This is a genomic window from bacterium (genome assembly GCA_016699125.1).
In the GTDB taxonomy this organism is placed as follows: Bacteria; Babelota; Babeliae; order Babelales; family Vermiphilaceae; genus AWTP1-30.
The window spans coordinates 74,588-101,544 of the sequence record CP064961.1 but is presented as its reverse complement, the minus strand read 5'-3'; the positions used below and the strand labels follow the sequence as shown (position 1 = coordinate 101,544).

The 26,957-nt window shown below is 38.2% G+C and carries 22 protein-coding genes and 6 tRNA genes; 7 read left to right on the top strand and 21 right to left on the bottom strand.

Annotation, left to right across the window (positions count from 1 at the left end):
• Positions 1–6 precede the first annotated feature (6 nt).
• Together IPG37_00505 and IPG37_00500 are read left to right on the top strand one after the other, a co-directional pair.
• Complete coding sequence (locus tag IPG37_00505; protein QQR53897.1) at positions 7–540, top strand: hypothetical protein; 534 nt, start codon at positions 7–9, stop codon at positions 538–540.
• A 163-nt stretch (positions 541–703) separates the two neighbouring features.
• A complete protein-coding gene (locus tag IPG37_00500; protein ID QQR53896.1) occupies positions 704–1,294 on the top strand; it encodes a hypothetical protein in 591 nt (196 codons plus the stop codon).
• Between the two features lie 86 nt (positions 1,295–1,380).
• Here IPG37_00500 and IPG37_00495 read toward each other — a convergent pair whose 3' ends face one another.
• From IPG37_00495 to IPG37_00405, 19 genes are all read right to left on the bottom strand, one after another.
• Complete coding sequence (locus tag IPG37_00495; GenBank protein ID QQR53895.1) at positions 1,381–2,364, bottom strand: hypothetical protein; 984 nt, start codon at positions 2,362–2,364, stop codon at positions 1,381–1,383.
• A gap of 8 nt (positions 2,365–2,372) precedes the next feature.
• Positions 2,373–3,248: a ribonuclease PH gene (gene rph / locus IPG37_00490; GenBank protein ID QQR53894.1), complete on the bottom strand. Its 876-nt coding sequence runs from the start codon at positions 3,246–3,248 to the stop codon at positions 2,373–2,375.
• A gap of 18 nt (positions 3,249–3,266) precedes the next feature.
• Positions 3,267–5,375 carry a polyribonucleotide nucleotidyltransferase gene (gene pnp, locus IPG37_00485; protein ID QQR53893.1) on the bottom strand — a complete coding sequence of 703 codons (2,109 nt, stop codon included), beginning with the start codon at positions 5,373–5,375 and terminating at the stop codon, positions 3,267–3,269.
• A gap of 34 nt (positions 5,376–5,409) precedes the next feature.
• On the bottom strand, positions 5,410–5,673 hold the full coding sequence (rpsO, locus tag IPG37_00480) for a 30S ribosomal protein S15 (GenBank protein QQR53892.1): 264 nt from the start codon (positions 5,671–5,673) through the stop codon (positions 5,410–5,412).
• Positions 5,674–5,717: 44 nt separating this feature from the next.
• Positions 5,718–5,792 (bottom strand) — tRNA-Val (locus IPG37_00475).
• A gap of 47 nt (positions 5,793–5,839) precedes the next feature.
• On the bottom strand, positions 5,840–9,901 hold the full coding sequence (gene rpoC, locus IPG37_00470) for a DNA-directed RNA polymerase subunit beta' (GenBank protein QQR53891.1): 4,062 nt from the start codon (positions 9,899–9,901) through the stop codon (positions 5,840–5,842).
• Positions 9,894–14,198: a DNA-directed RNA polymerase subunit beta gene (gene rpoB, locus IPG37_00465; protein ID QQR53890.1), complete on the bottom strand. Its 4,305-nt coding sequence runs from the start codon at positions 14,196–14,198 to the stop codon at positions 9,894–9,896. The genes rpoC and rpoB overlap by 8 nt, the downstream gene beginning before the upstream one ends.
• Positions 14,199–14,310: 112 nt before the next feature.
• Entirely contained in the window at positions 14,311–14,697 is a 387-nt protein-coding gene (gene rplL / locus IPG37_00460) for a 50S ribosomal protein L7/L12 (protein ID QQR53889.1), read from the bottom strand.
• Between the two features lie 73 nt (positions 14,698–14,770).
• On the bottom strand, positions 14,771–15,292 hold the full coding sequence (locus tag IPG37_00455) for a 50S ribosomal protein L10 (GenBank protein ID QQR53888.1): 522 nt from the start codon (positions 15,290–15,292) through the stop codon (positions 14,771–14,773).
• Positions 15,293–15,304: 12 nt separating this feature from the next.
• The gene (locus IPG37_00450) at positions 15,305–16,006 is read right to left on the bottom strand and encodes a 50S ribosomal protein L1 (GenBank protein QQR53887.1); all 702 of its coding nucleotides are present in this window, start codon (positions 16,004–16,006) and stop codon (positions 15,305–15,307) included.
• A gap of 19 nt (positions 16,007–16,025) precedes the next feature.
• Positions 16,026–16,451 (bottom strand): 50S ribosomal protein L11, encoded by a 426-nt coding sequence (rplK, locus tag IPG37_00445; GenBank protein QQR53886.1) that lies wholly within the window; start codon positions 16,449–16,451, stop codon positions 16,026–16,028.
• Between the two features lie 20 nt (positions 16,452–16,471).
• The gene (nusG, locus tag IPG37_00440; GenBank protein ID QQR53885.1) at positions 16,472–16,996 is read right to left on the bottom strand and encodes a transcription termination/antitermination factor NusG; all 525 of its coding nucleotides are present in this window, start codon (positions 16,994–16,996) and stop codon (positions 16,472–16,474) included.
• 22 nt (positions 16,997–17,018) lie between these two features.
• Complete coding sequence (gene secE, locus IPG37_00435; protein QQR53884.1) at positions 17,019–17,219, bottom strand: preprotein translocase subunit SecE; 201 nt, start codon at positions 17,217–17,219, stop codon at positions 17,019–17,021.
• 38 nt (positions 17,220–17,257) lie between these two features.
• Positions 17,258–17,333 (bottom strand) — tRNA-Trp (locus IPG37_00430).
• A gap of 7 nt (positions 17,334–17,340) precedes the next feature.
• Positions 17,341–17,499 carry a 50S ribosomal protein L33 gene (gene rpmG, locus IPG37_00425; protein ID QQR53883.1) on the bottom strand — a complete coding sequence of 53 codons (159 nt, stop codon included), beginning with the start codon at positions 17,497–17,499 and terminating at the stop codon, positions 17,341–17,343.
• 41 nt (positions 17,500–17,540) lie between these two features.
• Positions 17,541–17,616 (bottom strand) — tRNA-Thr (locus IPG37_00420).
• 144 nt (positions 17,617–17,760) lie between these two features.
• Positions 17,761–17,836: transfer RNA gene (locus IPG37_00415), tRNA-Thr, on the bottom strand.
• A gap of 10 nt (positions 17,837–17,846) precedes the next feature.
• Positions 17,847–17,923: transfer RNA gene (locus IPG37_00410), tRNA-Gly, on the bottom strand.
• 3 nt (positions 17,924–17,926) lie between these two features.
• Positions 17,927–18,011 (bottom strand) — tRNA-Tyr (locus IPG37_00405).
• A gap of 256 nt (positions 18,012–18,267) precedes the next feature.
• Here IPG37_00405 and IPG37_00400 point away from each other — a divergent pair.
• From IPG37_00400 to IPG37_00390, 3 genes are all read left to right on the top strand, one after another.
• On the top strand, positions 18,268–20,442 hold the full coding sequence (locus IPG37_00400; GenBank protein QQR53882.1) for a hypothetical protein: 2,175 nt from the start codon (positions 18,268–18,270) through the stop codon (positions 20,440–20,442).
• A 263-nt stretch (positions 20,443–20,705) separates the two neighbouring features.
• Positions 20,706–21,026, top strand: coding sequence for a hypothetical protein (locus tag IPG37_00395; GenBank protein QQR53881.1), 321 nt, complete (start codon positions 20,706–20,708; stop codon positions 21,024–21,026).
• A gap of 6 nt (positions 21,027–21,032) precedes the next feature.
• Positions 21,033–22,985 carry a hypothetical protein gene (locus tag IPG37_00390; GenBank protein QQR53880.1) on the top strand — a complete coding sequence of 651 codons (1,953 nt, stop codon included), beginning with the start codon at positions 21,033–21,035 and terminating at the stop codon, positions 22,983–22,985.
• 95 nt (positions 22,986–23,080) lie between these two features.
• On the opposite strand, the gene tsaE is transcribed toward IPG37_00390, so the two are convergent.
• The gene (gene tsaE / locus IPG37_00385) at positions 23,081–23,503 is read right to left on the bottom strand and encodes a tRNA (adenosine(37)-N6)-threonylcarbamoyltransferase complex ATPase subunit type 1 TsaE (GenBank protein ID QQR53879.1); all 423 of its coding nucleotides are present in this window, start codon (positions 23,501–23,503) and stop codon (positions 23,081–23,083) included.
• A gap of 3 nt (positions 23,504–23,506) precedes the next feature.
• Positions 23,507–24,088 (bottom strand): NYN domain-containing protein, encoded by a 582-nt coding sequence (locus IPG37_00380; GenBank protein ID QQR53878.1) that lies wholly within the window; start codon positions 24,086–24,088, stop codon positions 23,507–23,509.
• 112 nt (positions 24,089–24,200) lie between these two features.
• Here IPG37_00380 and IPG37_00375 point away from each other — a divergent pair, with 112 nt between their 5' ends.
• Positions 24,201–25,049 (top strand): F0F1 ATP synthase subunit gamma, encoded by an 849-nt coding sequence (locus tag IPG37_00375; protein QQR53877.1) that lies wholly within the window; start codon positions 24,201–24,203, stop codon positions 25,047–25,049.
• 21 nt (positions 25,050–25,070) lie between these two features.
• Entirely contained in the window at positions 25,071–26,954 is a 1,884-nt protein-coding gene (locus IPG37_00370) for a transglycosylase domain-containing protein (GenBank protein ID QQR53876.1), read from the top strand.
• The last annotated feature ends 3 nt before the right edge of the window (positions 26,955–26,957 follow it).

Sequence of the window (26,957 nt, the reverse complement as noted above, 5' to 3'; positions counted from 1 at the left end):
GAAGCCATGAAAAAACAGGTATTATTTTTATTACTCATTGTTTCAAGTCAAAGTTGTTTGTCTAGTTTCAAACATACAGATGATGACGCACAGGAATTTTATGAGTCTCTAAAAGCAGGAAAAATAAAAGATTTTTACAATTATGCTATGGAAAGCGAAAAAACAAACAACAAATTGAAAAACACAACTTTCTGTATTAAAGTTATTACAGCATTAATCAGGAACGACATTAATCTTAAAACTGCAAGCAATGGACTTGTCCCTCTACCTGTACATCCAAAAAGCGACTATAACCAGTTATTTGATCACTGTGCACAACTTGACGGTCAAGTCAGCATCGAAAAAGTAAACGCAATACTTGAAAATAAGACTCTAATGCGTTCTATTGTAAAAGATGTATTGGGCGAAAAAGGCCTCTCCGATTATGACAATTCATTATATGGCTCATCAGAACGAACCAATTCCATAGGCTTTTTAAATAACCTGCTAAGTCAGAATAAAATGAACATGTGGAAACGTATTTTTGCAGAAGCTGCTTGAAACTACTGAAAAATAAGCAGCACAGAAAAAACTATCCGGCAATCAAAAAAATCCAAATAAAAGAAATTCATGATTTTAATTAAAAAATTTGACTATTTTTGAAAATTAATCATACTTAAATAGATACTAAATATCTATTCTCTCTATTTTTAAAAGGATTTTTATGAAAAAACATATGCTATTGCTTTCAACTTTAATACTTTCAACACAAAATAGCTTCTTTGCTCAAGAAGCTAGAAAGACACAGTGCGAGGAGGTCACTAAGTTTTTAGTTGATGATTTAGACATCACTAGCAAAAGCTCTATCTCTGAAAGAAAGCAAATTCTACTCCAAGAATGTTTAAGCGGCAACAAAATACCAACTGTAGCTAGTATGAAGAAGTTATTAGGCGATACAAATAAAGTATTGCAATTAGTAGATAAATCCGAAGAAGACGTGGGAGACAAAACTGATACAACAGAGGCTAAATTGCTGATAGACATTTTTAAAATAATATGCGAATCAGCTTTTGAAAAGCTTTTTGGAATTAACAATACCTTTAAAAATAAAATCAATGAATTATCCAAAGAAACTGAAAAAAGTCATGAATATAAAAGATACGAACCAGAAAAAAAAGAATGGCTCGAAGCTACTACAAGTAAAAACAAATCAGAAAAATTAGAAAGGCTCAGACGAAAGAGATTTATAAATCGTCTTCCTTCGAATGTCAAAGAACGATTAGAAACACTTCTAATGCGAGAAGCTTCAAAATAAACCAATTCAAATAACTGTTCTAATAATCAACACACTACCACAAAATAGAGTAAAATAGGGAAAGGCAGTTTTTAACTTGCCTTTCCCTATTTTATTCTATTTTCAAAAAAATCGATGAATAAAACGTCCAATGGCTTTTGCACCGCTTCACTTTTTAATGCAATATCATATTCATAGAACGCTTTTGCATATGAGGCCAAACGGACTGGTTCATACAAACTCCATTCTTTTTTGAGAAATGAGAATGGCAGCCCTTTTGCAACTACCTGCATATCATGCGACTGAAGCTCTTTTCTGTATAAACAGTACAATGCTGCTCGGTTAAACAGATCAGTCCAGAACGATGTCCAGAAAACAGGTTGAAATTTTGGCCACAGTAGCATCCAATCTTTGAAAAATGTTTTATCTTTAGAAAAAAGTTTTCTACTTAATTCAAACAAAGAATGGGGCTGAGAAATAAATAACGGAAAATAGACGGATACAAAATCGCCGACTACCGTTTTACTTAAAACAGAACTATACATCTGTAAACTAAAAAAAATCTGTATTGATACGGTCTCGTTTCTGGCAAGCTCTTTTGAAAAACTTGTCACTAACGCAGGTGAAACGGTAGAATGCAATAACATATCACAGAGTTGTGCAACAGACAGCTCATCTGGAATGACAACCGCCCCTTCTACGGTTTTTTTTGTTACCGTTTTTAACTTTTCTGGTGAAATAAAATAGATAACAGAATGTGGACCTCTGTAGGATGTTAAAAAAGAAACTATTTTTTCTGCCTCTTTATCACTCAACAGATCAAAATGCGTTTTAATAACATAAATACACGACTGCCCCAAAAAACTTGTCAGCAAAAGATCCTGAAGCATGCACGGTAATGGAATTGTTCCAGACTGTTCAAGATTAACTGTTTGGACAGATCGCTGCGTTTTTAAAAAATGACTGAGATACAATGAACTGGTATGTGCAGATCCAATAAAACAGCAAGACTTTCCAAAATCAATTGAAAAGTCTTGCTGTAATTTTAAAAACCATTGTGGCAACTGGGTAGTAACCGTAGAACGTAACATAATACTTCCTACTTTGTTACCTTACTTGCAACGTCCAACCTATTTTTTAAAGAAAACAAACCAAAACGTTCACTCTGTTCTGCTGAATATTTTACAGAACTCAATTCTTTACTCATAACTGAAGGCGCACTCTTTTTTTGATCATTCGCTTGCCCTGCGCCGCCCGCGTCATGTCCCATGCTATCAGATCTTATTTTTGCAAAAATCATGCTTGCATTCTGCAAGGCAATCTCTTTTGCTTGTTCGATTACTGACCATGACACAGATCCCTTTTCTGCTCCACCATGCAGTTCAAGTAAATTACCTGACTCTGTCAAAATAATATTAAAATCAGCGTGCAATCTTTGGTCGTCTTCAAACGTAGGATCAATGACAATCGTATTATTCACTATTCCAACTGAAATAGCAACAACCCGCTCTTTTAAAAATGGTTTTTTAATTTTACGCATGTCAAGCAAAACCGATTGTGCACGCTCAAGGGCCACTGACGCAGCAATAATTGCCGCCGCCCTGGTCCCTCCATCAGCTTCCAAGACCTCGCAGTCTATATATAATGTTTGTTCACCAAAATCCGTATCAACTACTGCGCGAAGTACTCTGCCAATTAAACGAGAAATTTCAACTGAACGACCATTTTTTTGACCATTCGCGGTTTCACGAGCTGATCGCACAGTTGTCGCATGTGGCAACATCGAATACTCAGCTGTCAACCACCCCTGTCCACTGTTTTTCAAAAACTGTGGCACACCTTTTTGCAAGGAAACAGTAACTAATACTTTCGTTTTACCAAGCCTTATCAAAACAGCCGCAGGCACTGTCGTAATAAAATCATATTCCAATGAGAAAGGGCGTATCGCCAGATTCTCTTTTGCTGTCAAAACCACGGAAAAACCTCCAACGTCTTATGCCGCTTCAATCTGCACAGGAGCACTCAATAAACGCAAGCTTACTCGACCATTACTTTCATCATGCTCTAAGACTTCAACTTTCACACGATCTTCAATGCGATATTCTTTTGCAAACGTTTTTTGAACCGGTTTTGGCATATTCGACAGATGCACTAACCCATCGAGGCCTGGAACAAGCTCAACAAACATCCCAAACTCTGCAAAACGCCTGATCTTTCCTTCAAACGTATCACCACGAGTAATCTGTCCCGCAAGCGTTTTGACCCATCTGATTGCAACATCTAACTTTGCGTCCGGTCCACCAAAAATTTTAACCGTTCCATCATCTTCAATATCAATTGCAGTACCAGTCTGATCAATAATTTCACGGATTGTTTTGCCGCCACCACCAATAACGGCACCAATTTTGTCAGTATTAATTTTTACAACATGTACTTTTGGAACTAAATATGACAGCTCTTTGCTTGGCTCAGTTATCACTTTTTTCATTTCATTCATGATATGTATGCGACCATCCCGAGCCTGCTTCAATGCTTGTTCAAATATCTCACGCGTTAGACCGCCTTTATATTTGATATCCATCTGAATCGCCGTAACACCATCATTAGTACCAACAACTTTAAAATCCATCAATCCAAACGCATCTTCAATACCAGAAATATCAGACAATACACAGAACTCACCATTCTTACGTTTCAAAAGGCCCATTGCGATGCCTGAAATCATTTTTTTAACAGGAACACCAGCATTCATAAGTGCCATAATTGCACCACAAGCCGTTGCCATTGAGGAAGATCCATCAGACTCTAAAATATCTGAGACAACACGAATAACATAAGGAAACGCTTCTTTGCTAGGCTTTTGATATTTAATCGCAGACGCCGCCAAATGACCATGTCCAACTTCTCGCCTTCCAGGTCCACGCAAACTTTTTACTTCACCGGTCGAAAATGGTAAGAAATTATAATGCAATATAAACGAACCATCTTCATCCAGTCCCTGTTGCATTAAGCTTTCTATCCTCTGCTCGTCATCACCAGTACCCAAGGTAACACTAACCAATGCCTGTGTTCTTCCACGAGTAAACAGTGCAGACCCATGTGTAAACGGTAACAAACCAACTTCTACAGAAATTGGTCTAATTGCATCAAACTTTCTTCCATCAATACGTTTACCATTGACAAAAACAAGCTCAGTCAACTGATCTTTAAACACTGTGTCAAATATATAATCTATAACAGAAGTAGGAACGCCTTGTTCTTCCATTGCTGTCTCATGCAATGCAGTAAATTCTGATCGAAGCAGATCAAAATATTTTTGACGTTCTAATTTGTCTTCTTTATAAGCATTTTGGACCTTATCTTCGGTCAAAAATGCTTCTATGAGAGCAGTCCATTTTGACCACTGATATCGATCTTCAATCGCTCTTTTTTCTTTGCCTAATGCTCTTGCAATATCTTCCTGCCATACAACAAGTTTTTTAATGACTTCATGAGCCTTAAACAACATATCCAAGAAATCTTTTTCAGATACCTCATTCAGTGAGCCCTCAACCATACAGATACCTTCCTTTGTGCCTGCAACCACTAAACGCACATCAGAAAGTAGAAAATCTTTGTATGTTGGATTAATAATCCACTCACCATTCACTCTACCAAGTTCAACAACACCTACCGGTTCTAAAAATGGAATATCAGAAATGGTTAACGCTAAAGAACAGGCAAGCAAAGAGACAGTGTTAGGCATATGGTCTCGATCAACAGAATACACCGTTGCCAAAACCTGCACCTGCTCAAAATAAGTTGATGGAAACAATGGTCTAAGCGCACGATCAATCAATCTGCTTGTCAAAACTTCACGATCAGTTGACTTTCCTTCACGCTTAAAAAATCCTCCAGGAATTTTACCTGCCGCTGACTGATACTCTTTGTAATCTACCGTCAACGGAAAAAAACCAGGAAAATCTTCAGAAGCAGCGCTTGTAGCGGTTGCTAATAAGATAGTGCCACCCTGCTTGAACCAGACTGCACCATTAGCTTGTAATGCAACTTTGCCTATCTCTACTTCAAACCCATATTCTTCACATTTAAATACTTTGACCATTTAGCAAACCCACTGCCTTTCTACTATCTATTTTCTATCTTCTGATACCAAGTTTTTGCAACAAAGTTTTATATTCAACACTATTTTTTCGTGCAACGTATGTTAATAAACTTCTACGCTGCGCAACCAGTTTTTGTAAGCCACGCTTTGTGCTGAAATCCTTTTTATGCTTTTTACAATGCTCAGTTAACTCAACAATTCTTTTTGTAATAATTGCAATCTGCACAGCACTAGAACCACTATCTTGAGCATGTTTAGCATATTCCGCAATCAATCCTTGTTTTTCATTCTTTAGCATATTGAAACTACCTTGATTAAAAATATTTTATAAATTCTAATTTTTGGTAGGCGCGAGCGGATTCGAACCGCTGGCCCTTGCTACGTCAAAGCAATGCTCTTCCTCTGAGCTACGCGCCTTAAAAATTTTAATTATATTCTATGTACTAATTATACCAAAAATACTCTTAATTACTATCATCATTGGATCCAAGATACTTTTGCTTAAAAGAACCCACACCGGTTCCGGCAGGTATTACCTTACCAACAATAACGTTCTCTTTTAAACCATATAAATAATCAATTTGTCCTGCAATTGCTCCCGCGGTCAAAATACCAGTAGTTTCTTGGAAAGACGCCGCTGATATAAAACTTTCTGTTCCAAGAGAAGCATGAATTAATCCCTGCACCACAGGTCTTGCAACAGCAACCTTTTTACCTTCTGCTCGCAATGCACTATTAACCATCTGGAAATGAACACGATCAATACGATCACCGATCATAAAATCACTGTCTCCACGCTCAACGATACGAACTTTACGAGTCATTTGACGGACAATCAATTCGTAATGCTTTGCATTAATACTCACACCCTGCAGTCGATATATCTGTTCAATCTGATCAACCAGATATTTTTGCGCCACATCCGGTCCTAAAATCTGCAAAATATCCTGTAAAACAGGTAAACCGGATGTCAAAAAGTCACCAACAGCAACTGTTTCACCATCCACAACACTCAACTGCTTACCTCGTGGAATTAAATATTCACGTGTTTCTGCGCCAGAGACAATACTTACTTTTCGATACCCCCTATGAATACCGCCAATAACAATCTGTCCATCAATATCAGCAATCACTGCAGGATCCTTTGGAGCACGAGCTTCAAACAACTCAGAAATACGTGGCAACCCACCGGTAATATCTTTCGTTTTTGCTGCCTCACGTGGCATCTTTACAAGGATATCACCCACATTAACATACTGACCATTTACAATGCTTAGACGTGACCCGGCAGGTAAAAATACTCTACCGATCTCCTCCTGTTGTTCATTCATAATTGCACATGCGGGTTGATACTTTTCTCCACGTGTTTCCAAAAGCACAAAATCCGATTTTTTAGTGGCTTCATCAAACCGCTCTTGAAAGGTAATGTTTTCATGAAGATCAATAAAACTTACATAACCAGCTGTCTCGGTAAGCAATACTGTATTATTCGGATCCCATTCAACCAACTTTGTTCCAGCAGTAATTTCTTGACCATTTTGTACGTAAATTACCGAGCCATACTCAACACTATTCTGTTGTAACTCACGTCCATCTTTTGAAATAATGGCAATTCGTGCACGCCGACTTACTACCTTACTGTTACCTTCAAGATCCTTAATAACCCGGATACCTTTCCATAATACAACGCCATCATTTTTCGCAACAAAAAACGACTGTTCTCCCAAGCCACTTGCAGTACCACCAATATGGAAGGTTCTCATAGTCAACTGAGTTCCAGGTTCACCAATTGATTGAGCAGCAATAACTCCGACCGGCGTACCAATCTCAACCAAAGCACTCTTTGAAAGATCATAACCATAACACCGCGCACAAATACCACGCTTAGCTTGACACGTCAACACAGAACGAACAGGAATCTTTGATACAGCAGAAGCAAAAATTCTCGGCAGGTCATCTCTGGTAATCACTGATCCTTGTGTTAAAACTATATCACCAGTAATGACATCCTTCACATCTGCAGCAACAACGCGTCCAAACACCCGTTCTGCTAATGGACAAATAATATCACCAGCATCTTTCAAATCTTCCATTTCAACATAACCAAGTGTTTGACAATCTTCAGCAGTAATCACTACATCATGTGCTACATCAACCAGACGACGGGTCAAATAACCGGAGTTAGCAGTTTTTAACGCAACGTCAGACTGACCTTTACGAGCACCATGAGTAGAAGTAAAATATTCAAAAACTTTAAGTCCTTCTTTAAAATTAGAGCAGACAGGTGTTTCAATAACTTCACCATTCGGTTTAGCCATCGCACCACGCATACCAACAAGCTGTTTCACCTGATCTTTGGTACCCCGAGCCCCAGAATCCAACATCATAAAGATCGGATTAAATGGTTTAAAGGCACGATCTCCATTGTTAAAAGCCTGCTTATCTTCCTCTTCAAATTTTTTATACATTGCCGTTGCAACTTCAGCTGTCGCATGAAACCAGATACTAATTACCTTACTACGCCGCTCACCATTTGTAATAACACCATCCATATACAATTTTTCAACACGTTCAACTTCGGCAAAGGCATGCTGAATAATACGATCTTTTTCTTCAGGTATAATTAAATTTTCAATCGAAATAGAAATCCCTGCACGCGTAGCATAAGAAAAACCAAGCTTTTTGATTTTATCTAACGTCTCAACTGCTTCTTTATGTTCAAAACGATAATAAACTCTCTCAACCATTTTGGCCAAATCGCTCTTATTCATAACCTTATTGATCCAAGCAAAATCTGATCCTACAGGCAACGCATCATACAGAATAACCCGCCCAACTGTCGTGGAAACAATTTCGCCAGACATAAGTCGAACCTTAACACTTGCATGCAGGTCAACTGCACCACATTGATATGCGGAAATCACGTTGTCAACTGATGGAAAAACAGCGTCCTGACCCTTTGCACCCATGCGAACTTTAGTAATGTAATAAAGGCCTAAAACCATGTCTTGTGACGGACACGTAAGCGGTTTACCATTCGCAGGAGATAAAATATTACGCGAAGACAAAATAAGATTTTTACATTCTGCCTGAGCATTTTTACTCAAAGGAATATGAACAGCCATCTGGTCACCATCAAAGTCAGCATTAAACGCCTGACACACCAGTGGATGAATTTTGATCGCTTTGCCGTCAACCAATAGAGGATAAAAAGCCTGTATCCCCAAACGATGCAAAGTAGGAGCACGGTTTAAAATAATGGGACGATCATGAACCACTTCTTCGAGCACATCCCAAACTAACGGATCGAGCTCATCCACCAACCTACGCGCAACACGCATATTCGGTACTGTTTCATGTTCCATTAAACCTGCATAAACATAAGGTTTAAACAGCTCAAGAGCCATCATTTTTGGCAATCCACATTGATCAAGCTTCAATTCAGGATCAACAACAATAACTGAACGTCCCGAATAGTCTACACGTCGACCTAAAAGATTTTGTCGAAATCGACCCTGTTTACCCCTCAACATTTCACTCAAAGATTTCAATGGACGCTTATTCGATCCCCGGACATATTGACCACGTCGACCATTATCAATAAGAGCATCAACAGACTCCTGCAACATTCGTTTTTCATTTTTAATAATAACTGAAGGGGCTTCGATTTCAATTAAACGTTGCAACCGAATATTTCTATTCAAAACACGTCGATACAACTCATTCAGATCTGAACTTGCGAACCTTCCACCTTCTAATGGCACAAGAGGCCTTAAATCTGGAGGTAATACCGGCAACACCTTCATTACCATCCAATCAGGCCGAATATTACTTTGCATAAGGTTATTTAAAACCTTCATTCGCCGAATAAAACGATGACGCACAGCAGCAGACGTAGTTGCAGAATACTGCTTTTTAATATGTGAAATTTCAAGCGTCAGATCAAAATTATGCAAAATCTGCAATACCGCTTCGGCACCAGTTTCTGCATAAAAATCAAGATCTTCCGGTTTTGATTCTATATAATCTAAAAACTCTGTCGTCGTTAATAACGTTCGAGGAGAATAAGGAGAAAGCCCCTGTCTAATAACCATGTATGCATCAAAATAGACTACTCTTTCAAGGTCTTTAACAGCCATGTCTAAAATAAGACTCAAATAACTCGGAATACCTTTCAAGTACCAGATATGTACTACCGGAGCAACAAGTTCGACATGTCCCATTCGTTCTCTACGAACCCGAGCCTGAATAACCTCTACACCACATTTTTCGCACGTAACCCCACGATGCTTCATTCTTTTATATTTACCACAATTACATTCCCAATCCTTCACAGGACCAAAAATTCTGGCACAAAACAAACCATCTCGTTCAGGCTTGAGTGTTCGATAGTTAATTGTTTCAATTTTTTTAACTTCACCATAGGAGAGTGATTTTATTTTTTCAGGCGAAGCAACACTGATTTTAATTGCATTAAAACGACTAATACTTAAATACTCTTTGAACCGTTCTATCTGATTATTCAACAACGTCCTCCTTGCCAACTTTAAGAAGATCAACCTGAAGCCCCAAGCTTTGCAACTCTTTAATTAAAACATTAAAGGATTCCGGAACCCCTGGTGCTGGAATATTTTCTTTATTCACTATAGCTTGATATACCTTATGCCTTCCCGTTACATCATCGGATTTGTATGTTAACATTTCTCTTAATGTATAAGCTGCACCATACGCCTCAAGTGCCCACACTTCCATCTCACCAAACCTTTGTCCACCCTGTTTGGCTTTACCTCCGAGCGGCTGCTGTGTTACAAGGGAATATGGCCCAACAGAGCGGGCATGCAACTTGTCATCAACCATATGATTAAGTTTAATCATATATAACACACCAACCGTGACCGGCTGATCAAAGTATTCTCCTGTACGTCCATCTCTTAATTTGAACGATCCAGCAGCAGGCAACTTCAGACCTTTTAATAACGGAGCAACATCTGTCTGATAATCAGCACTATCAAAAACAGGTGTTTTAAATAACACGCCCTCTTTTGCAGTACGAGTTGCAAGCTCCTTAATCCCTTCTTGGCTATATTTGCGTTCATAATTTTCAATTAACTCGGCACCATAGATATCTGATAAAGATTTTTTAATATCCTCATATCCAGCCTGCATCGCCTGCTCAATATCCAAGGCATAATTCCTACCCGCTAATCCAAGTAGTGTTTCTAAGATCTGTCCAACGTTCATACGTGAAGGAATACCCAATGGATTCAAGACAACATCGATCGGTGTCCCATCTTCCGTATACGGCATATCTTCTCTTGGTACTAATACAGAAACAACACCTTTGTTACCATGACGACCAGCGATTTTATCTCCAACTGCAATATGACGCTTCATTGCAATGTATACTTTAACCATTTTAATGACACCGGACGGCAAAGTATCTCCACGTTTCATTTTATTGATACGTTCTTCTTTTAATCCTTGCAAGACACGTAGCTGCGTATCATATGCAACCTTTAATCGTTTTACTTGTTCATTTAAAGTTTTACTTTTAACTTTTAAACGAGATAGATCATCTAAAGACATCTGAGCAAGCATTTCTTGGCCAAATACTACCAGTTCTTTCTGAGCACCTATGGTTCCCGTTTGCCCCTGTAATAAATCAACAATTTTATCTTTGACCGCTAAAGTTAAAAACTTAACATGATGTCTATAATCACTATCAAACTCAACAATCTGCTGCTCAACCTCTTGCTTATAACGCTTACTTCTTCGAACACCGCCTCGCGCAAAAATCTTAACGTCAACCACAGTGCCCTCAACCCCAGGCGGAACACGCAAAGAAGTATCACGCACCTCACGAGACTTTTCCCCAAAAATAGCACGCAAAAGCTTTTCCTCAGGAGAATACTGTATATCTCCCTTAAGCGTTACCTTACCTACAAGGATATCCCCTGCTTTTACGCGAGTTCCAATTCTTACAATGCCATCTTCATCTAAACCAGTAAGTAAATTTTCACTCACATTCGGTATATCTCTGGTAATCTCTTCGGGACCAAGCTTTGTGTCTCGCGAATCTACAAGATACTCATCGATATGGACAGAAGTAAACACATCATCAGAAACAAGTCTTCTACTTACCACAATAGCATCTTCAAAGTTAAATCCATTCCAAGGCATAAATGCTACAAGTAAGTTTTTGCCTAATGCTAACTCACCATTTTTAACGGCAGAGCCATTTGTTAAAATATCACCAACTTCAACATGATCGCCAACCTTGACAATCGGTTCATGATGAATCCAGGTACTATAACTTGAGCGTTGAAATTTTTTCAAATGATAGGTATCTATCGCAGAAGCAATCCAATCCTCTGAGCTATCAAACTGATCAAGCGTTGCTCTGATAACAATTTTACTGGATGAAACATAATCAACAACACCAGCTCTTTTTGCCGTCAAGACAGCACCCGAAGCCTTAACTATTTCAACTTCAACTCCAGTACCAACAATGGGTGCTTCAGGTTTAATCAAGGGCACAGCCTGCTGCTGCATGTTCGAACCCATTAAAGCACGTACCGCATCGTCATGTTCTAAAAACGGTATGAGCGCTGCAGAAACAGAAACTAACTGCTTAGGTGACAAATCAACATAAGAAATCTTATCTGCTTCAACTGCTACAAAATCTCCCTCATAACGAGCAGGGACTTTGTCTCCCATAAAACCACCAGTTACAGAGTCAATCGCATCAGCCTGGGCAATATACTTTTCAGATTCCTCAAACGCATCAAAATACACAACTTCATCCTGAACCTTCTTATTTTTTACAGCTCTGTATGGAGTCTCTATAAAACCATACTCATTGACCGTTGCATAAATTGAAAAAGATGAAATCAACCCTACTGTCTGTCCTTCAGGAGTTTTAATTGGACAGATACGGCCATAATGTGATGTATGAACATCGCGAACTTCAAAGGTTGCACGATCCTTCATCACGCCGCCGGGCCCGAGCGCTGAAAGTCTAGTTTTATGTGCAATATCAGATAAAGGATTTGTCTGATCATTAAACTGTGATAGCTGGCCAGAACCAAAAAATTCTCTATGAACCGCACTTATCGGTTTAACGTTCAGAAGATCCTGTGGCATTAACGCATTATGTGCCTCTTGTATGCGAAATCGTTCACGCACTATTCGTTCAACACGCATAAATCCTAAATACATCTGGTTAAATAGTAGCTCACCAACCAGGCGAACACGACGATTGCCAAGGTGGTCTATATCATCCAAAACACCTTCACCTTTTTCTCGTAAATTAACTAAATAAGCAATAGTTGCAAAAATATCCTCTTTGGTAAGGGCGAGCTGGTCAGCAGAAGTCGTAAGACCAAATTTACGATTAATACGCATACGACCAACTTTAGTAAGATCATAAAAGCGACTATTAAAAAACAGATTATCAAGTCGTTCTTTTATTTCTCTAACAGAAGCACTATCGCCAGGCCATAGTTTTGCATGCACCTCTTTCAACGCATCCTCATAGTTCATACACTTATCTTGGGTCAGGGTAAGCGCAATCACTGGTTGGAATACATACCCAGAAGACTGAATAAGGACCAATTTACCATCACCGATAACCCTCATTTTCTCCAGATGAGACTCAGTAATAACCTCGCCCTGTTCAAAAATAATTTCTCCGGTAGTAGTGTTAATAAAATCCTGAGCTACAACACGATTTAATAAACTATTTTCACGAATTACAAAGTGCGAAATATCCAATTTTTTAAGCTTTGCAAGCATCTGCAGTGAGATACGTTGTCCAATAAAATCTTTTTCATGCACAGCAGGCAACATACCTTTTTCTATGCGTTGGCCAATAACAGTGTCATCAATAATCCGCTGATATTCACCTTTTTTAACAGAAAGGGTATCAAACTTATAAAACTGCTTTACAATATCCTGCCTACTCAAACCCAAAGCTTGTAAAAATGTTGTAACTAACATTTTCTTTTTTTTATCTATTCTAACGTACAACAGATCATTGCTATCAAACTCAAAATCCATCCAAGAACCACGCATAGGAATAAGCCGTGCTAAATAATAGGGCTTACCACGATAATCTTTGATCTTTTTACTTTGAGAAAAAACTACTCCAGGTGAACGATGGAGCTGACTTACCACAACTCTGTCAATACCATTAATAAGAAATGTACCAAAATTACCTAGCTTAAAGACGCCATCTTCTTGATACAAGTCAACCATTACAGGAAGATCTACAAAAAATATATCCTGTTCTTTAATATCATGAATCTTTTTCGAACTATCTGGCTGTATATCCCAAGAAATTAACTGCATTTTTACTTTAAGCGGCATACTGAAGGTCTGCCCACTGATTCTGCACTCATCAACAGTCATAGGCAATTTAACCACAACCCTTGTCAAACAATCAACACAATGCTTGTAAAAAGCACCTTTTTTTTGACACTGAGGACACGTTCGAGATTTTAAACGTGACACCCCTGTCGCATCACACTGCTGACATTGCCATTGATAACGCGCAACTAGTCCAGATAGTTTACCGCATGCACATGCCCACGTACCAAGTTCATAGCTCACATATTGCAAAGAAAGCTTGTCCTCATAATCTATAGGAAAAATATCACGCAAAACCTTTTCAAGTCCTATATTTGCACGCTCCTCAGGAAGCATATCCAATTGAACAAAATCATTGAAAGATGATGACTGTATCTCAACCAAATTTGGTATAGGTACCACATCTTTTATTTTCCCAAATACCTTACGAACAGTACCAACGCTGACAATAGACATTCACAAGCTCCTTACAACCAGATTTTTGCACTACGCAAACAAGCCACTAACCATTTACTATGCGCAAAAGGCCAGTGCGCAAAATAACACTGACCCCGTTTTACTGCACAAATTACGCTAGTTCTACTTTAGCACCCGCAGCTTCAAGCTCTTTTTTCATCTTCATAGCATCATCTTTTGCTACTGAATCAGCAAGAACTGTAGGCGCGCCTTCTACTTTCGCTTTTGCTTCAACCAAATTAAGGCTAGGCATCAAAGCCTTAACAGCCTTAATAACTTTGATTGGTTCGGCACCAGCTGCTTGTAACGTTACTTTGTAATTTGCTTTTTCAGCCTCTGCCGCTGCTGCCGGCGCTGAAGCTGTAACTGCTGCTACAGCCGCAGTTGGCATAGCCGCCGAAACACCAAAAGCTTCTTCCAAAGCCTTCACCAAATCACTTACTTCTAATAAAGTAAGACCTTTTATTTCTTCTACTAATTTTTCATGCTTTGCTGCCATTGAGGCCTCCACACTTTCAGTTAAAAAACAACAAACAACTTAACAACACTTTATAAAATCACTTTGCTCGAAATCACCCAGCATTTTGCTCGGAAATAGTTTTGAGCACATATAACAATCTCGCAATAAGCTTGTGTAACAAAGAAGCCATTCTGCCTGCAGGTGCATTCAATAGACCACAAAGTTGTGCAATAAGCACCTCTTTTGTTGGCAAATCAGCAATGCGAACAATCGCTTTTTTATCTACAACTTTAGCCTCCAAAAGACCGGCAACTAACTGCAATGCTTCATGTTTTTTTGAAAAGCCATGCAAAACTTTTGCAACTGCTGGAAAATCTTTCTGAGCAAAAACAACCGCAACCTGCTCTTTTAAATAAGGAACAAACTGCTGACCACCTTCCAGATCACCTACTGCACGTTTTATCAAACGCGCCTTAGAAACCCTCAAAGAACCACCATCATGACGCAACTCTTTTCTTAAGGCTTGCATCTGTTTAACCGTTAATCCTTTAAAGTTAACAAGAAAAGCGGCTTCAGTAGCATCAAATTCTCCACGAAGCAGATTGACTACTTGAATTTTTTCATGTTTTTTCATGTCAATCCTTTCCTATAGTAGTGCGCTCACTTCTTCAAGGTTTACAGATAGGCCAACACCCATGGTTGAAGTCACAGTCACTTTCTTTAAAAACTTTCCCTTTGCAGCAACGGGCTTAGCTTGTACAAGCGCTCGCACAAAGGAAACAAAATTATCATATAAACGATCAGCAGTAAACGAAACCTTGCCGATCGAAAAATGCACATTGCCCTGTTTATCATTTTTAAAGCGTGCTCTTCCAGCTTTAAAACTTTTAACCGCAGCAGCAACATCAAATGTGACAGTGTCATCCTTTTTATTTGGCAAAAGCCCACGAGAACCAAGGATCTTACCTAACTGACCTACAAGACCCATCATATCAGGAGTAGCAATCGCAACTTCAAAATCAACCCAACCTGTAAGGACTTTATCTACCAGGTCCTGAGACCCAACAAAATCTGCGCCTGCCTGTTTTGCAGCTTCTGCATAATCACCTTTTGCAAAAACAACAACACGCATCTTTTTACCATTCCCATGCGGCAACTGAACAGCAGAACGTATCGCCTGATCACCTTTTGATGCATCTATACCCAAAACAACATCTAAATCAACCGATTCATCAAACTTTGCATACGCAAGGGACTTTACCTTCTCAAGGGCCCCTTTTACACTTAATATAGTTCCTGCCGGCACTATATTCGCAATCTTACGATGGTTTTTTCCACCTCTTGCCATAACGTTTCCCCAACATTAATTAATCAACTACATCTATTCCCATGCTCCTTGCACTTCCGGCAATCATGGTACGAGCAGCTTCAATTGAATGTGCATTAAGATCGGCCATTTTTATACGCGCAATCTCTTCCGCATCCTTCCAACTAATCTTGCCTACCTTTTGCTCGTGAGGCTTAGAAGCACCCTTAGTCACATTCGCCTTCTTTTTAATAAGCTCAGACGCAGGAGGAGTCTTTGCTTCAAATTCAAAACTCAGATCCTCATACACCACAATATTAACAGGCACAACTTGACCTTTACGATCCGCGGTCCTTGCGTTAAACTGCTTACAAAACTCCATTATATTGACTTTATGCTGACCAAGTGCGGGGCCTGCTTTTGTTGCAGGAGTTGCAGCACCGCCAGGCAAAAGCAATCTTATCTGAACTTTAATTTTTTTAGCCATAACAACCTACCTTTAACCCCCTACTTGACCTGATCAAATGCAAGTTCAACAGGAGTCATTCTACCAAAAATACTCACCATAACAATTAATCGCTCATTATGCTTATCTGTTTTGTCAATAACTCCAACAAAACCCGCAAACGGCCCGTCTTTTATCTCTACTTCCTGTCCAACGACAAACTCTTCTTTTTCCTGAACAATAGCAATCTCACCCTTCATTTGCGATACTACACGGCTTACTTCTTGATTTGACATTGGCACCGGTTGATCTCCGCCCAAAAACCTGACGGCACGCGGACTTGCAAGAGAGGCACTCATCGTACGAACACTCATTTCCATCTCTACTAACACGTATCCAGGAAACAGCTGCTGCTCTTGAAACCCCTTATCCATAGCACCATCAAAAAGCGGCTTCAACTTGGCAGAAGGCACAAGAATTTGCCCAAAGTCATCATCCAGAGCCTCTTTTGCAATCAACGATTGGATCTCTTTTTTCACGCGCTCTTCATAACCAGGATAAACCTGCAAAACATACCAACGTTTCATGATCATTACACCTAAAATCTAATTATCCGCCATACCACTGAAACATAAAGCGTGCCAACATTGAAAATGCGATATCTAAAAGAGCCAAATAGATCGCGAAAGCAACAACAAGGATAAGGGTAACAAAAAGTGATCCAACAAAATCTTCTTTTGTTGGCCACGTTACTTTACTCATCTCAGAATGCACTTCCTGTAAAAATTTTGTTACCGTATTTACAAGCATTTTCAACCTTCCTTAGTTTTAAATCAAGACGCAAAAGCTGGCAGGCCAGGAGGGACTCGAACCCCCAACCGGCAGATTTGGAGTCTGCAACTCTACCAATTGAGCTACTGGCCTACACATATTACTTGCTTTCTTTATGTTCACTGTGCGCACGACACCTTGGACAAAACTTACTAAGCTTAAGCGAACCGACAGTTCTTTTTTTTGAAACACGCTGCGTATAATTACGCTCTTTACATGTTCCACACACCAGACGAGTAATAACCTTGTTTTTCGCCATTGTACTTCCAAAAATTCTTTAATGTTACTATCTAAACCTTCTGGAGCCCGCGACCGGGATTGAACCGGTGACCTCTCCCTTACCAAGGAAGTGCTCTACCGACTGAGCTACGTGGGCTTTGTGTTTATTTATCACAATTTATCATATGGTACCTAAAAAGAAGCAAAAAAACAACTTTTATTTTTCATTTTTTTAAACATGCTCGCAAAGTACTCAAACTGACACAAAATGATAGGACACTCCATACTTCCCCAAACAGTATGGAGCTGGCGACTGGACTTGAACCAGCGACCTGCTGATTACAAATCAGCTGCTCTACCAACTGAGCTACGCCAGCAACAAAAATCTGGAGCGGGAAACGGGACTCGAACCCGCAACCTACAGCTTGGAAGGCTGTCGCTCTAGCCAATTGAGCTATTCCCGCAGATGGTGGTGAGAGTAGGATTCGAACCTACGAAAGCTGAGCTAACGGATTTACAGTCCGTCCCCTTTGGCCACTCGGGAACCTCACCAACAAAACCATGTTCCTAATAATATCGTTTTCTCTATCAATTTCAACATTTTTGTTTTGTACTTATTTTAGATTGATAAAAATACTAAATTGAATATAAGTTAACCTTGAAATTAATACTAATTAATTATTTGTATACTTTAAAGAAGATTGCAATAAAAAGTTGCAATAAAGCTGTATAAAGATAAAATAAAATATGTTCTTATTTTAAAATTTTTACGTCAATTTTTTACAAACAAACAATCAAAGGATTGCTCATGTTTTACAACCCCTTATTTGCCAAACGGATACCGCTTCCCTTTCTGTTGGCCTTTGCCTTCACAGTGTATGCCGACCAACCAATGCCAGAAACAGATCTTATTGATGAAATAAGCACTTTATACTTACAAAGATTTCCAGAAAAAGTTATATCGGCAGAGGAAGTCACTAAAAAAACACAAGAAAAATTAGCTTTGCAAACAAATATCACGTTGAAACCCATAAAGATCGACCTGCCTGAAACTAACTATGAAAAAGTTGCTCATGAAGTTATCAAACAAAATATTAAAACATCTGACAAAACGATCTTGCCATTTGCTGCTTTTAAAAAACTTAATATTGCAGGATGCAAAAAAACCACAAATGCGGAAAAATCTGAAATAAGAGAAGGCTTGGTTGACATAGTATGCAAGTCAACCCATTCATTACTTGCAAAAAATGTAACACTGTTTGAGCTAGGCAATCCTGCAACTGATATTGAAACCATAAAAGAGCGTCAAAAGCTTGTTAAAGAGCTTCAAAAAAACGAACTTAAAGCACGTTTAAACAAAAATCAGCAGTTTGAAAAGACAATTTTGGCTCTCTTTGATGTAAAACAACCTCTATTGGACAGTTTTATTGAATCAACAACATATTACAGTAATTCTCAGCTCGGAATTTTACTAAATTCAATATCTTTTGGACTTTTAAAACCTGTACAAAATTTTTTAGATAAGCATCCACTCATGCTTGAAACGAAAAATCCCTTCGGTCCAGTAAGTTTTTTATGTGCGACACTAGGAAACATAATAGCATGTTTAAAACCTACCATTTTTGATACAGAAAATAACACTGACTTTTCAAGTCTGACATTATTAGCACGATTAAAAAAAACTTCGCAAGTCTCGCTTGTAACACCTTTGGCACTGAATCTAACCACGGTACCTTTTGTAGGGTCGTTTGCCGGTTATAAACTTCATACCAATCAAAAAGCAAAACAAGCGCTTGGTAATTTGATTTCTGCTTATCCTAATACTGCTGTTTTCTTTGGGCTTGAAATCCCATTTTTCTTTTACATAATAACATGTATGACCTACAACATAGAAAAGCATTGGACAGACATACAAACAAAATTGATCGGGCTCGCAAACTACCTTGATCAGATACGTTCAGTCGTTAAACATTTCAAAAAACATAACCTCAGATTTGAGCTTGCATTCCCTGAACTGAAAGAACTTGCAAATCTTGATAACAAAACAAAGCATTCAGCGGACTTTAATCAGTTAATCGATCTTTTAAAAACCGGTACATTCAAAGGAAATGCATCGATAGTTTCATACCTTGGTCGTGTTAAATGTGCCTATAAACTGTTCATGAATGTACGTGCTGAATTTGAGCCGATTTTGTATGCAATGGGTAAGCTGCAGATGTATCAAGGCCTTGCTGACCTTGTTTCAAGTTCGGATGAACAAGAAAATAGATTCTGTTTTGCTGAATTTTCACACGAAGGCCCATTTGTTGACGCGCGTGACTGCTGGAATATGATGGTTGGTCAAGACAAAGCAGTATCAAATAGCATCTTGATCACCCCTGATCAAAAGGACATTATCATCCATGGTCCAAATACGGGTGGTAAAACGACAACCTTGTTGTCATTTATGTATGCATTGATTATAGCTCAGGCATTTGGTATTGCACCATGCTCCTATCTGAAGTTCAGCCTCTTTGCACAGTTCAACTGCTTCTTTGATATTCAAGATGATGTGGCAGCTGGTACATCGCTCTTTGAATCTGAAGTGAAATTTGCAACGGAGCTTTATGAACGAATCGTTTCACTTAAAGAAGGCGAATACGCGTTCACTATATGCGATGAAATTATGCGTTCAACAAGTCCTGAAGAGGGTCAAAAATGCGCGTATCAGTTCACAAATAAAATGGGCAAACATGCAGGGTCGGTATGCTTTACTGTGACTCACTATCCAAAGCTACTTGAGCTATGCAATCTGCCTGGATTTAGAACATTCTATGTTGAAGTTGTTCGTGATGCACGTGGCCAGATTCGCAGAACATTCAAATTTAAAGAGGGTATTACCGATCTTAATATTGCAAAAGACATCTTACAAAAACACGGACTGTTTGATAAAGACGATTTACATGAGATGCACACTATGAGCCAAACGGCAGCAGCTGCATAAAAAGGTAATTTCAGTTCTTGTAAAGGTAAGGGTAAACAAGAAGGGGGCGCGATACATTGTGCCCCCTTCTTAATATTCGAAAGTAACAAACTATACAAAATTGATTAATTTTTATTTGAAACTTCAATGAAACTATTTTACAAACACAGCACATCCAAAGCACTTAAATTTGCAAAAAACAGATTTATTAATACACTATAAAATATAGATATAATAAAAATTAGTTTCTATTTTTTTCAATTAATTAAATTAAGGAAGTTCGTATGACACTTAAAATACCTATCACTCGACACACTAGCTTAGCTCTCTCATTAGCTTTAGTCATCTGTGCACAGGCCGACCAAGCAACTGTGCAGCCAAAAGCCTCACAAAGTACCATCTTTGCCGATCAGATCAGTACACTGTTAGCAAAAAGACTACCCACCGCTGTCAAAACAGTTGAACAACAGAAGCAAGAGGAACAGGCCGTTGAAGCACTGGCAAAAAACATTAAATATAAGCCGCTTCAGATCACAAAAATTGAATCAAACATTGATCTAGTTGCCCATCAGATCATCTCAAATCAAAGTAGCAAACTTGAATAGACAGGCTTGACGCCGGCTGCGTATGACAAATTAAAAATCGCAAGCACAAAAACCACAAATGACACCGGGGCAATTGTATACGACAAAGGCCTGGTTGATCAGCTATGCATACATGGTTCATGGCTTGCAAAAAGCGTAACCGCATTTCAACTGAGCATCCCAACCACACGACAGGAAGAGATTACTGAAAGCCAGACTATTATAAAACATCTGATTGCAGAACCAAGATTGCAAAAAACGCTCAAAAAGAACATCGCACAGGAAGAAACAATTTTGCCACTTTTTGATGCAACGCAGAATCTGGTTCCAAAATTCATTACAGAAAGGGAATATTGGGGAGGAAATAACACCTGGCTTTCCTACATCAATGCACAATCGTTTTTTACACCGTTAAATAGGTTTCCATGTTTATTAGAAGCGAAAATGCCAATTGGTATTGGATTTTTTCTTGTTCATTTGGCAAAATTCGGAGGCAAATACTTAGTTAATGATAGAAAACATGCATGGATAAGACTTGGTTATAATTCTTGGTTTCTCAACAATCCAAGTATGGAGGTAGATAAAGATATCACCGCTTCAATAAAAAATATAGCAAAAGCCACTCCACGCTTCATTTTACCAATATTTTCGGCCGATAAACTGGTATTTCTTAACAAGGAAATGTACAAAAATTTCACTGATACGAACCATCTTCGTAAGCGAACAGAAGAAGGCCTTCGATTGAATGGACAATATACAGAAGCACAAATAAAAACAATCATAGAAAACCCGGACCTAAAACCAAGTATAGTTGACCCTATCATTCTTAATTTGATTTATGGATATATTTTTTACACATCAACTATGAGTACCTACAACATAGAAAAGCATTGGAAAGACGTACAAGCACAGTTCATCGGACTTGCAACATACCTTGATCAGGTACGTACCGTTGTAAAACATTTTAAAAAACATAACCTCAGATTCAACCTTGCATTCCCAGAGCTGAAAGAGCTTGCAAACCTTGACAATAAAACAAACCATTCTGCAGACTTTAATCAGTTAATCGATTTATTAAAAACAGGTACGTTCAAAGGCCAAGCTTCCATGTTATCATATCTCGGTCGTGTGAAATGTGCCTATAAACTGTTCATGAATGTACGTACCGAATTTGAACCGATTTTGTATGCGATGGGCAAATTGCAGATGTATCAAGGGCTCGCTGATCTTTTTGCAAGTTCAGAAGGAAAAGAAAATAGATTCTGTTTTGTTGAGTTTTCAAACGAAGGCCCATTTATTGACGCACGTGATTGCTGGAATATGATGATTGGTCAAAATAAAGCTGTTTCAAACAGCATTTTGATTACACCTGACCAAAAAGACATTATCGTGCATGGTCCGAATACTGGTGGTAAAACCTCAGCTATATTAGCATTGATCGATGGATTGATAACAGCACAACGATTTGGTATTGCACCATGTTCCTATCTGAAGTTCAGCCCATTTGCACAGTTCAACTGCTTCTTTGACATTCAGGACGACATAACCGGTGGCATGTCACTGTTTGAAGCTGAAGTGAAATTTTCAACACAGCTTAACAAACAGGTAGCATCACTCAAAGAGGGTGAATATGCGTTTACTATCTGCGACGAAATTATGCGTTCGACAAGCCCTGAAGAGGGTCAAAACTGCGCCTATCAGTTCACAAACAAAATGAGCAAACATGCAGGGTCGGTCTGCTTTACCGTAACGCACTATCCAAAACTACTTGAGCTGCGCAATCTGCCTGGATTCAGAACGTTCTATGTTGAAGTTGTTCGTGATGCGGATGGTCATATCAACAGAACCTTTAAATTTAAAGAAGGTATTACAGACATTAATATTGCAAAAGATCTTTTAGAAAAACATGGTCTGTTTGATAAAGATGATTTACGTGAGATGCATGCGCGCAAAATGGCTGCTGCCGGTACTTCAAGATAAACTTCATTTGATGATGAATATGTTAAACGAAGAGCGGACGTTTTTATAACGTCCGCTCTTCGTTTATTTATAACGGGGCAAGTATGTTTTCATCACTACAAAATCAACGTTCGCTCATCCTGCTGATTGCCATATTCAAGGGAAAGATGTATAACTGAATGTGTCAACAGAGACATAACTGGCTCTGGCCACTCCAAAATGGCCTTGCTGTCTGTTTGATAAAGATACTCATCAAAACCTAACATTTTGAATTCAGACAGACTCCCAATGCGATACAGATCAAAATGGTAAATGACAAGTCCATCATGTGCATCGTACGTGTTCAGATAAGTAAACGTTGGGCTAGTAACAGTCATCGGGTCAACACCCCACAACGTCATGAGCTGCCTGATAAAAGTTGTCTTTCCTGCACCAAGACCGCCAGTTACAGTTATGACGTCATACTTTTTAAGCTCTTTTTGATATGCTGCAACAATAGTTGGCAACTGTTGATAGGTGAAGTGAATCGTTTTTTTCATACACTATAATTTCTTCATTTTTTGTAATAATTTTTTATCTGTTTTTGAAGCATGTTTTACATCTGTTTTTGATTCATATATTTCAAGCATATCATTTTTATAGGCAATGTCTCTTGCGGTTACCTGAGCCATCAGCTGGTCTAACTCATCATTTTCTGTATCGGTCATTTTGATAATCTGTGTATTCTGAACTTTACCCTTTTTTTTTGACCTGGTGGCAGCAAGCACAAACTCCCAAAACACCTGCACATCAACTGAGCATACGCCATAATGCTGCGCATATTCATTCAATTCTCGATCAGAAGAGACAAGCAGTAGATCCTGCCGCCAATAGACATCAAGGTATTCTTTAATAAATGTATCAGCAACACGATCTCGACCAACATAAAGTATCTCAAGCTCTTTTTGCCATGATCGCTCCTGCAAAAAAGACATGCCACCATCAAATACGATAATACCTTCAAGCTGTTTGTGTAAGAGATACGTTGCAAGTTTATTGCAATAAACGTTCACAGAATCATACGAAAGCGTTTTATTTTTGTCGATAGTTTTAAGAAGATTATATCCATCTATTAAAAGTTTCATCAGACACCTGTGCTTAATATCTCCATCAAAATGAATATTGCAAAAAAACCGTTTACCATTTAGATTTAATAAGTTATGTATTAGATATTCATCTTCAACCGTGAGTTTTTAAATGTCGCAACTTATCGCCATGCGCCAACGAATAAAAACAATTAAAACTATTCAAAAAATAACCCATGCCATGCGTTTAATTGCAATCTCAACGCATACAAGATTACGAATTAAAGAGAAAATAGTCAAAAATTACTACACTGAAGTAGAAGCATTATTGAATATAGTTAGCAGCAAAATCAGAAAAAATACACATCCTTTTTTGAAAGTAAACACGCATTCTTCCGTACTTTTGATTGTCATCGGTTCACAAAAGGGATTATGTGGAAATTTCAATACATCAATTATGCACCTGACAAAGCAGATTATGAATCAGTATAAAAATCATGATTTTATTACTTTAGGAAAACGAACTTATGATTTTGTAACAAATAGATTTGGCGTAAGTCCTCTCCTTTACTTTCATGCCTTCAAAAACAATAATACCAATCAACTGGCAAGCAAAATTATAGATTTCATCTGGAATTCAAATAGCCAATACCAAAAAGTAATTGTTGTCAACGCTTTTGCAAAAAGTTTTTTCAGTCAAATTCCACAACAGTTTGATTTAATTCCTGTGCAAAACAAAAAATTGCAAATAGAGCATAGCAATATAAGCTTTCTTTATGACCAGGAACCAACCATTTTATTTGATAAACTTTTACGCCAATATTTAACTGCATTACTTAACTGTAAAATATTTGAAACAGTCATTGCAGAACATGCTGCCCGTTTTTTGTCGATGGACAGTGCAACAAGAAATGCAAAAAATATTTTAGAATCAACACAGCTACAATATAACAAACTAAGACAAGCAAAAATCACACGTGAATTAATTGAACTATCAGGCAATGTGAACAATGGTTTCTAAAACAATACTGCTCATGCAAAGATGAAGAATAAAAAAATAGGCATTTTTGGCACATTCGCCGCCTTTTTTTTAACAGTAATTATCATTGTGATATCACACATAATAAACAACATCGCAGCAGACTTTAAAACAGGAATACTCAAACGCACCACCGATGATCCTTCGGTACTCTACGATTGCAATGGAACAGTCATTGCAACATTTTCTACTGGACAGATAAGGCAAATATATTTTAGTCAAATCCCAAAACATGTTTGGCAAGCATTTTTAGCAGTAGAGGACCGAACATTTTTTACACATAATGGAATATCGTATAAAGGTATTATAAGATCAATTTTTATTAATTTGAAATCACGAAAAAAAACACAAGGTGCAAGTACCATTACCCAACAGCTTGCAAGGCTCCTTTTTTTAGATGTGCACAAAACATTTAAACGAAAAATAACAGAAGTAATCTATACGTTCATTTTAGAAAATCATTTTTCCAAAGAGCAGATCCTTGAAGCCTATCTGAATAATGTATATTTTGGTGCTGGAATTTACGGTATTGAAAGCGCAGCACAAGAATTTTGGGGAATTTCCACAGAACAATTTTCAATTGCACAGGCAGCAAGTTTAGCAGCAATTGTACGCCATCCACGATATTACTGTCCATTAATTAATCCAGAAAACACTCTGACAAGACGCAACATTGTTTTAAAAGCAATGCTTGAATGCGGCTATATTACGGATACAGAATACAAAACAAGTATCGTACAGGAGCTTAACGTAAAACCTAAACATCGTGAAGATAGCTATTTATACATTAAAGAGATGGTGAGAGCATTTTGTAAAAAGCAAGGATTTAAGGACCTTTATCATAGTGGTTATCAGATTCGCACAACTATCAAATCAGAAACTCAAAAAAACGCCTATACGATTTTCAAAAAACACTGTTACAGCTTACGCGATCAACTCAAACTACCTATTGATGGGGGACTCCTTTCTCTTAAACCTGATACTGGACAAATACAGGCATTAATCGGTGGTTACGACTTTCATATATCACAGTTTAATCGTGCATGGAATACAAAAAGGCAGATAGGTTCAACACTGAAACCATTTATTTTTGCAGCAGCACTGATTGATGGCAAAAAATTTGAAGACACTGAAATCGATGAACCGATTGAACTAACCATTAACAATAAAATCTGGGCCCCCCAGAACTACAATAAGAAACATGACGGCCTCATGACACGAGCATACGCCTTAGCACGTTCAAATAACATTATTGCAATAAAAACTATGCTATCAACAAATAAAAAAACCTTACTAAATATCATAAACGCTCTTGAACTAGGCCATTTCGAATCAATACAACCGTCAATTGCTCTTGGATGTATTGATTCATCGCTGAAAGATGTTGCACGAATGTTCAATATTTTCGCAAATCAGGGAACCATGGTCGAACCATACTTTATTGAATGGATTAAAAATAGTCGAGGTGAAAAAATCTATCAATCAACAATACCTAAAAAAAACATTCTTCCATTTGCCATTACAAGTAAAGTGAACGCAGTCCTTTCACATGCATTTAAATACATATACAAACTAAACGACTGGAAAGACGGTATTGGCAAAACGGGTACCACAAATGATTGTCGAACCTGCTGGTTTGTCGGCTCCACCCCCGAACTGACAACCGCCATTTATATTGGCTGTGATAATAACCAACCAATGGGCACAAATGTCTATCCCATCAAAACAGTAGTACCTATCTGGAAAGAGTTTTATGCAAGCTTGACCGCACAAAAAACTGCAGCACTTTTTAGCTATGCACACACGCTGAAAAAATACTGTATTGATGTCAAAACTGGAAAAATAGTGCCTGAAAACAACTCAAAAACTATTATGTTGCTTTTATAAAAA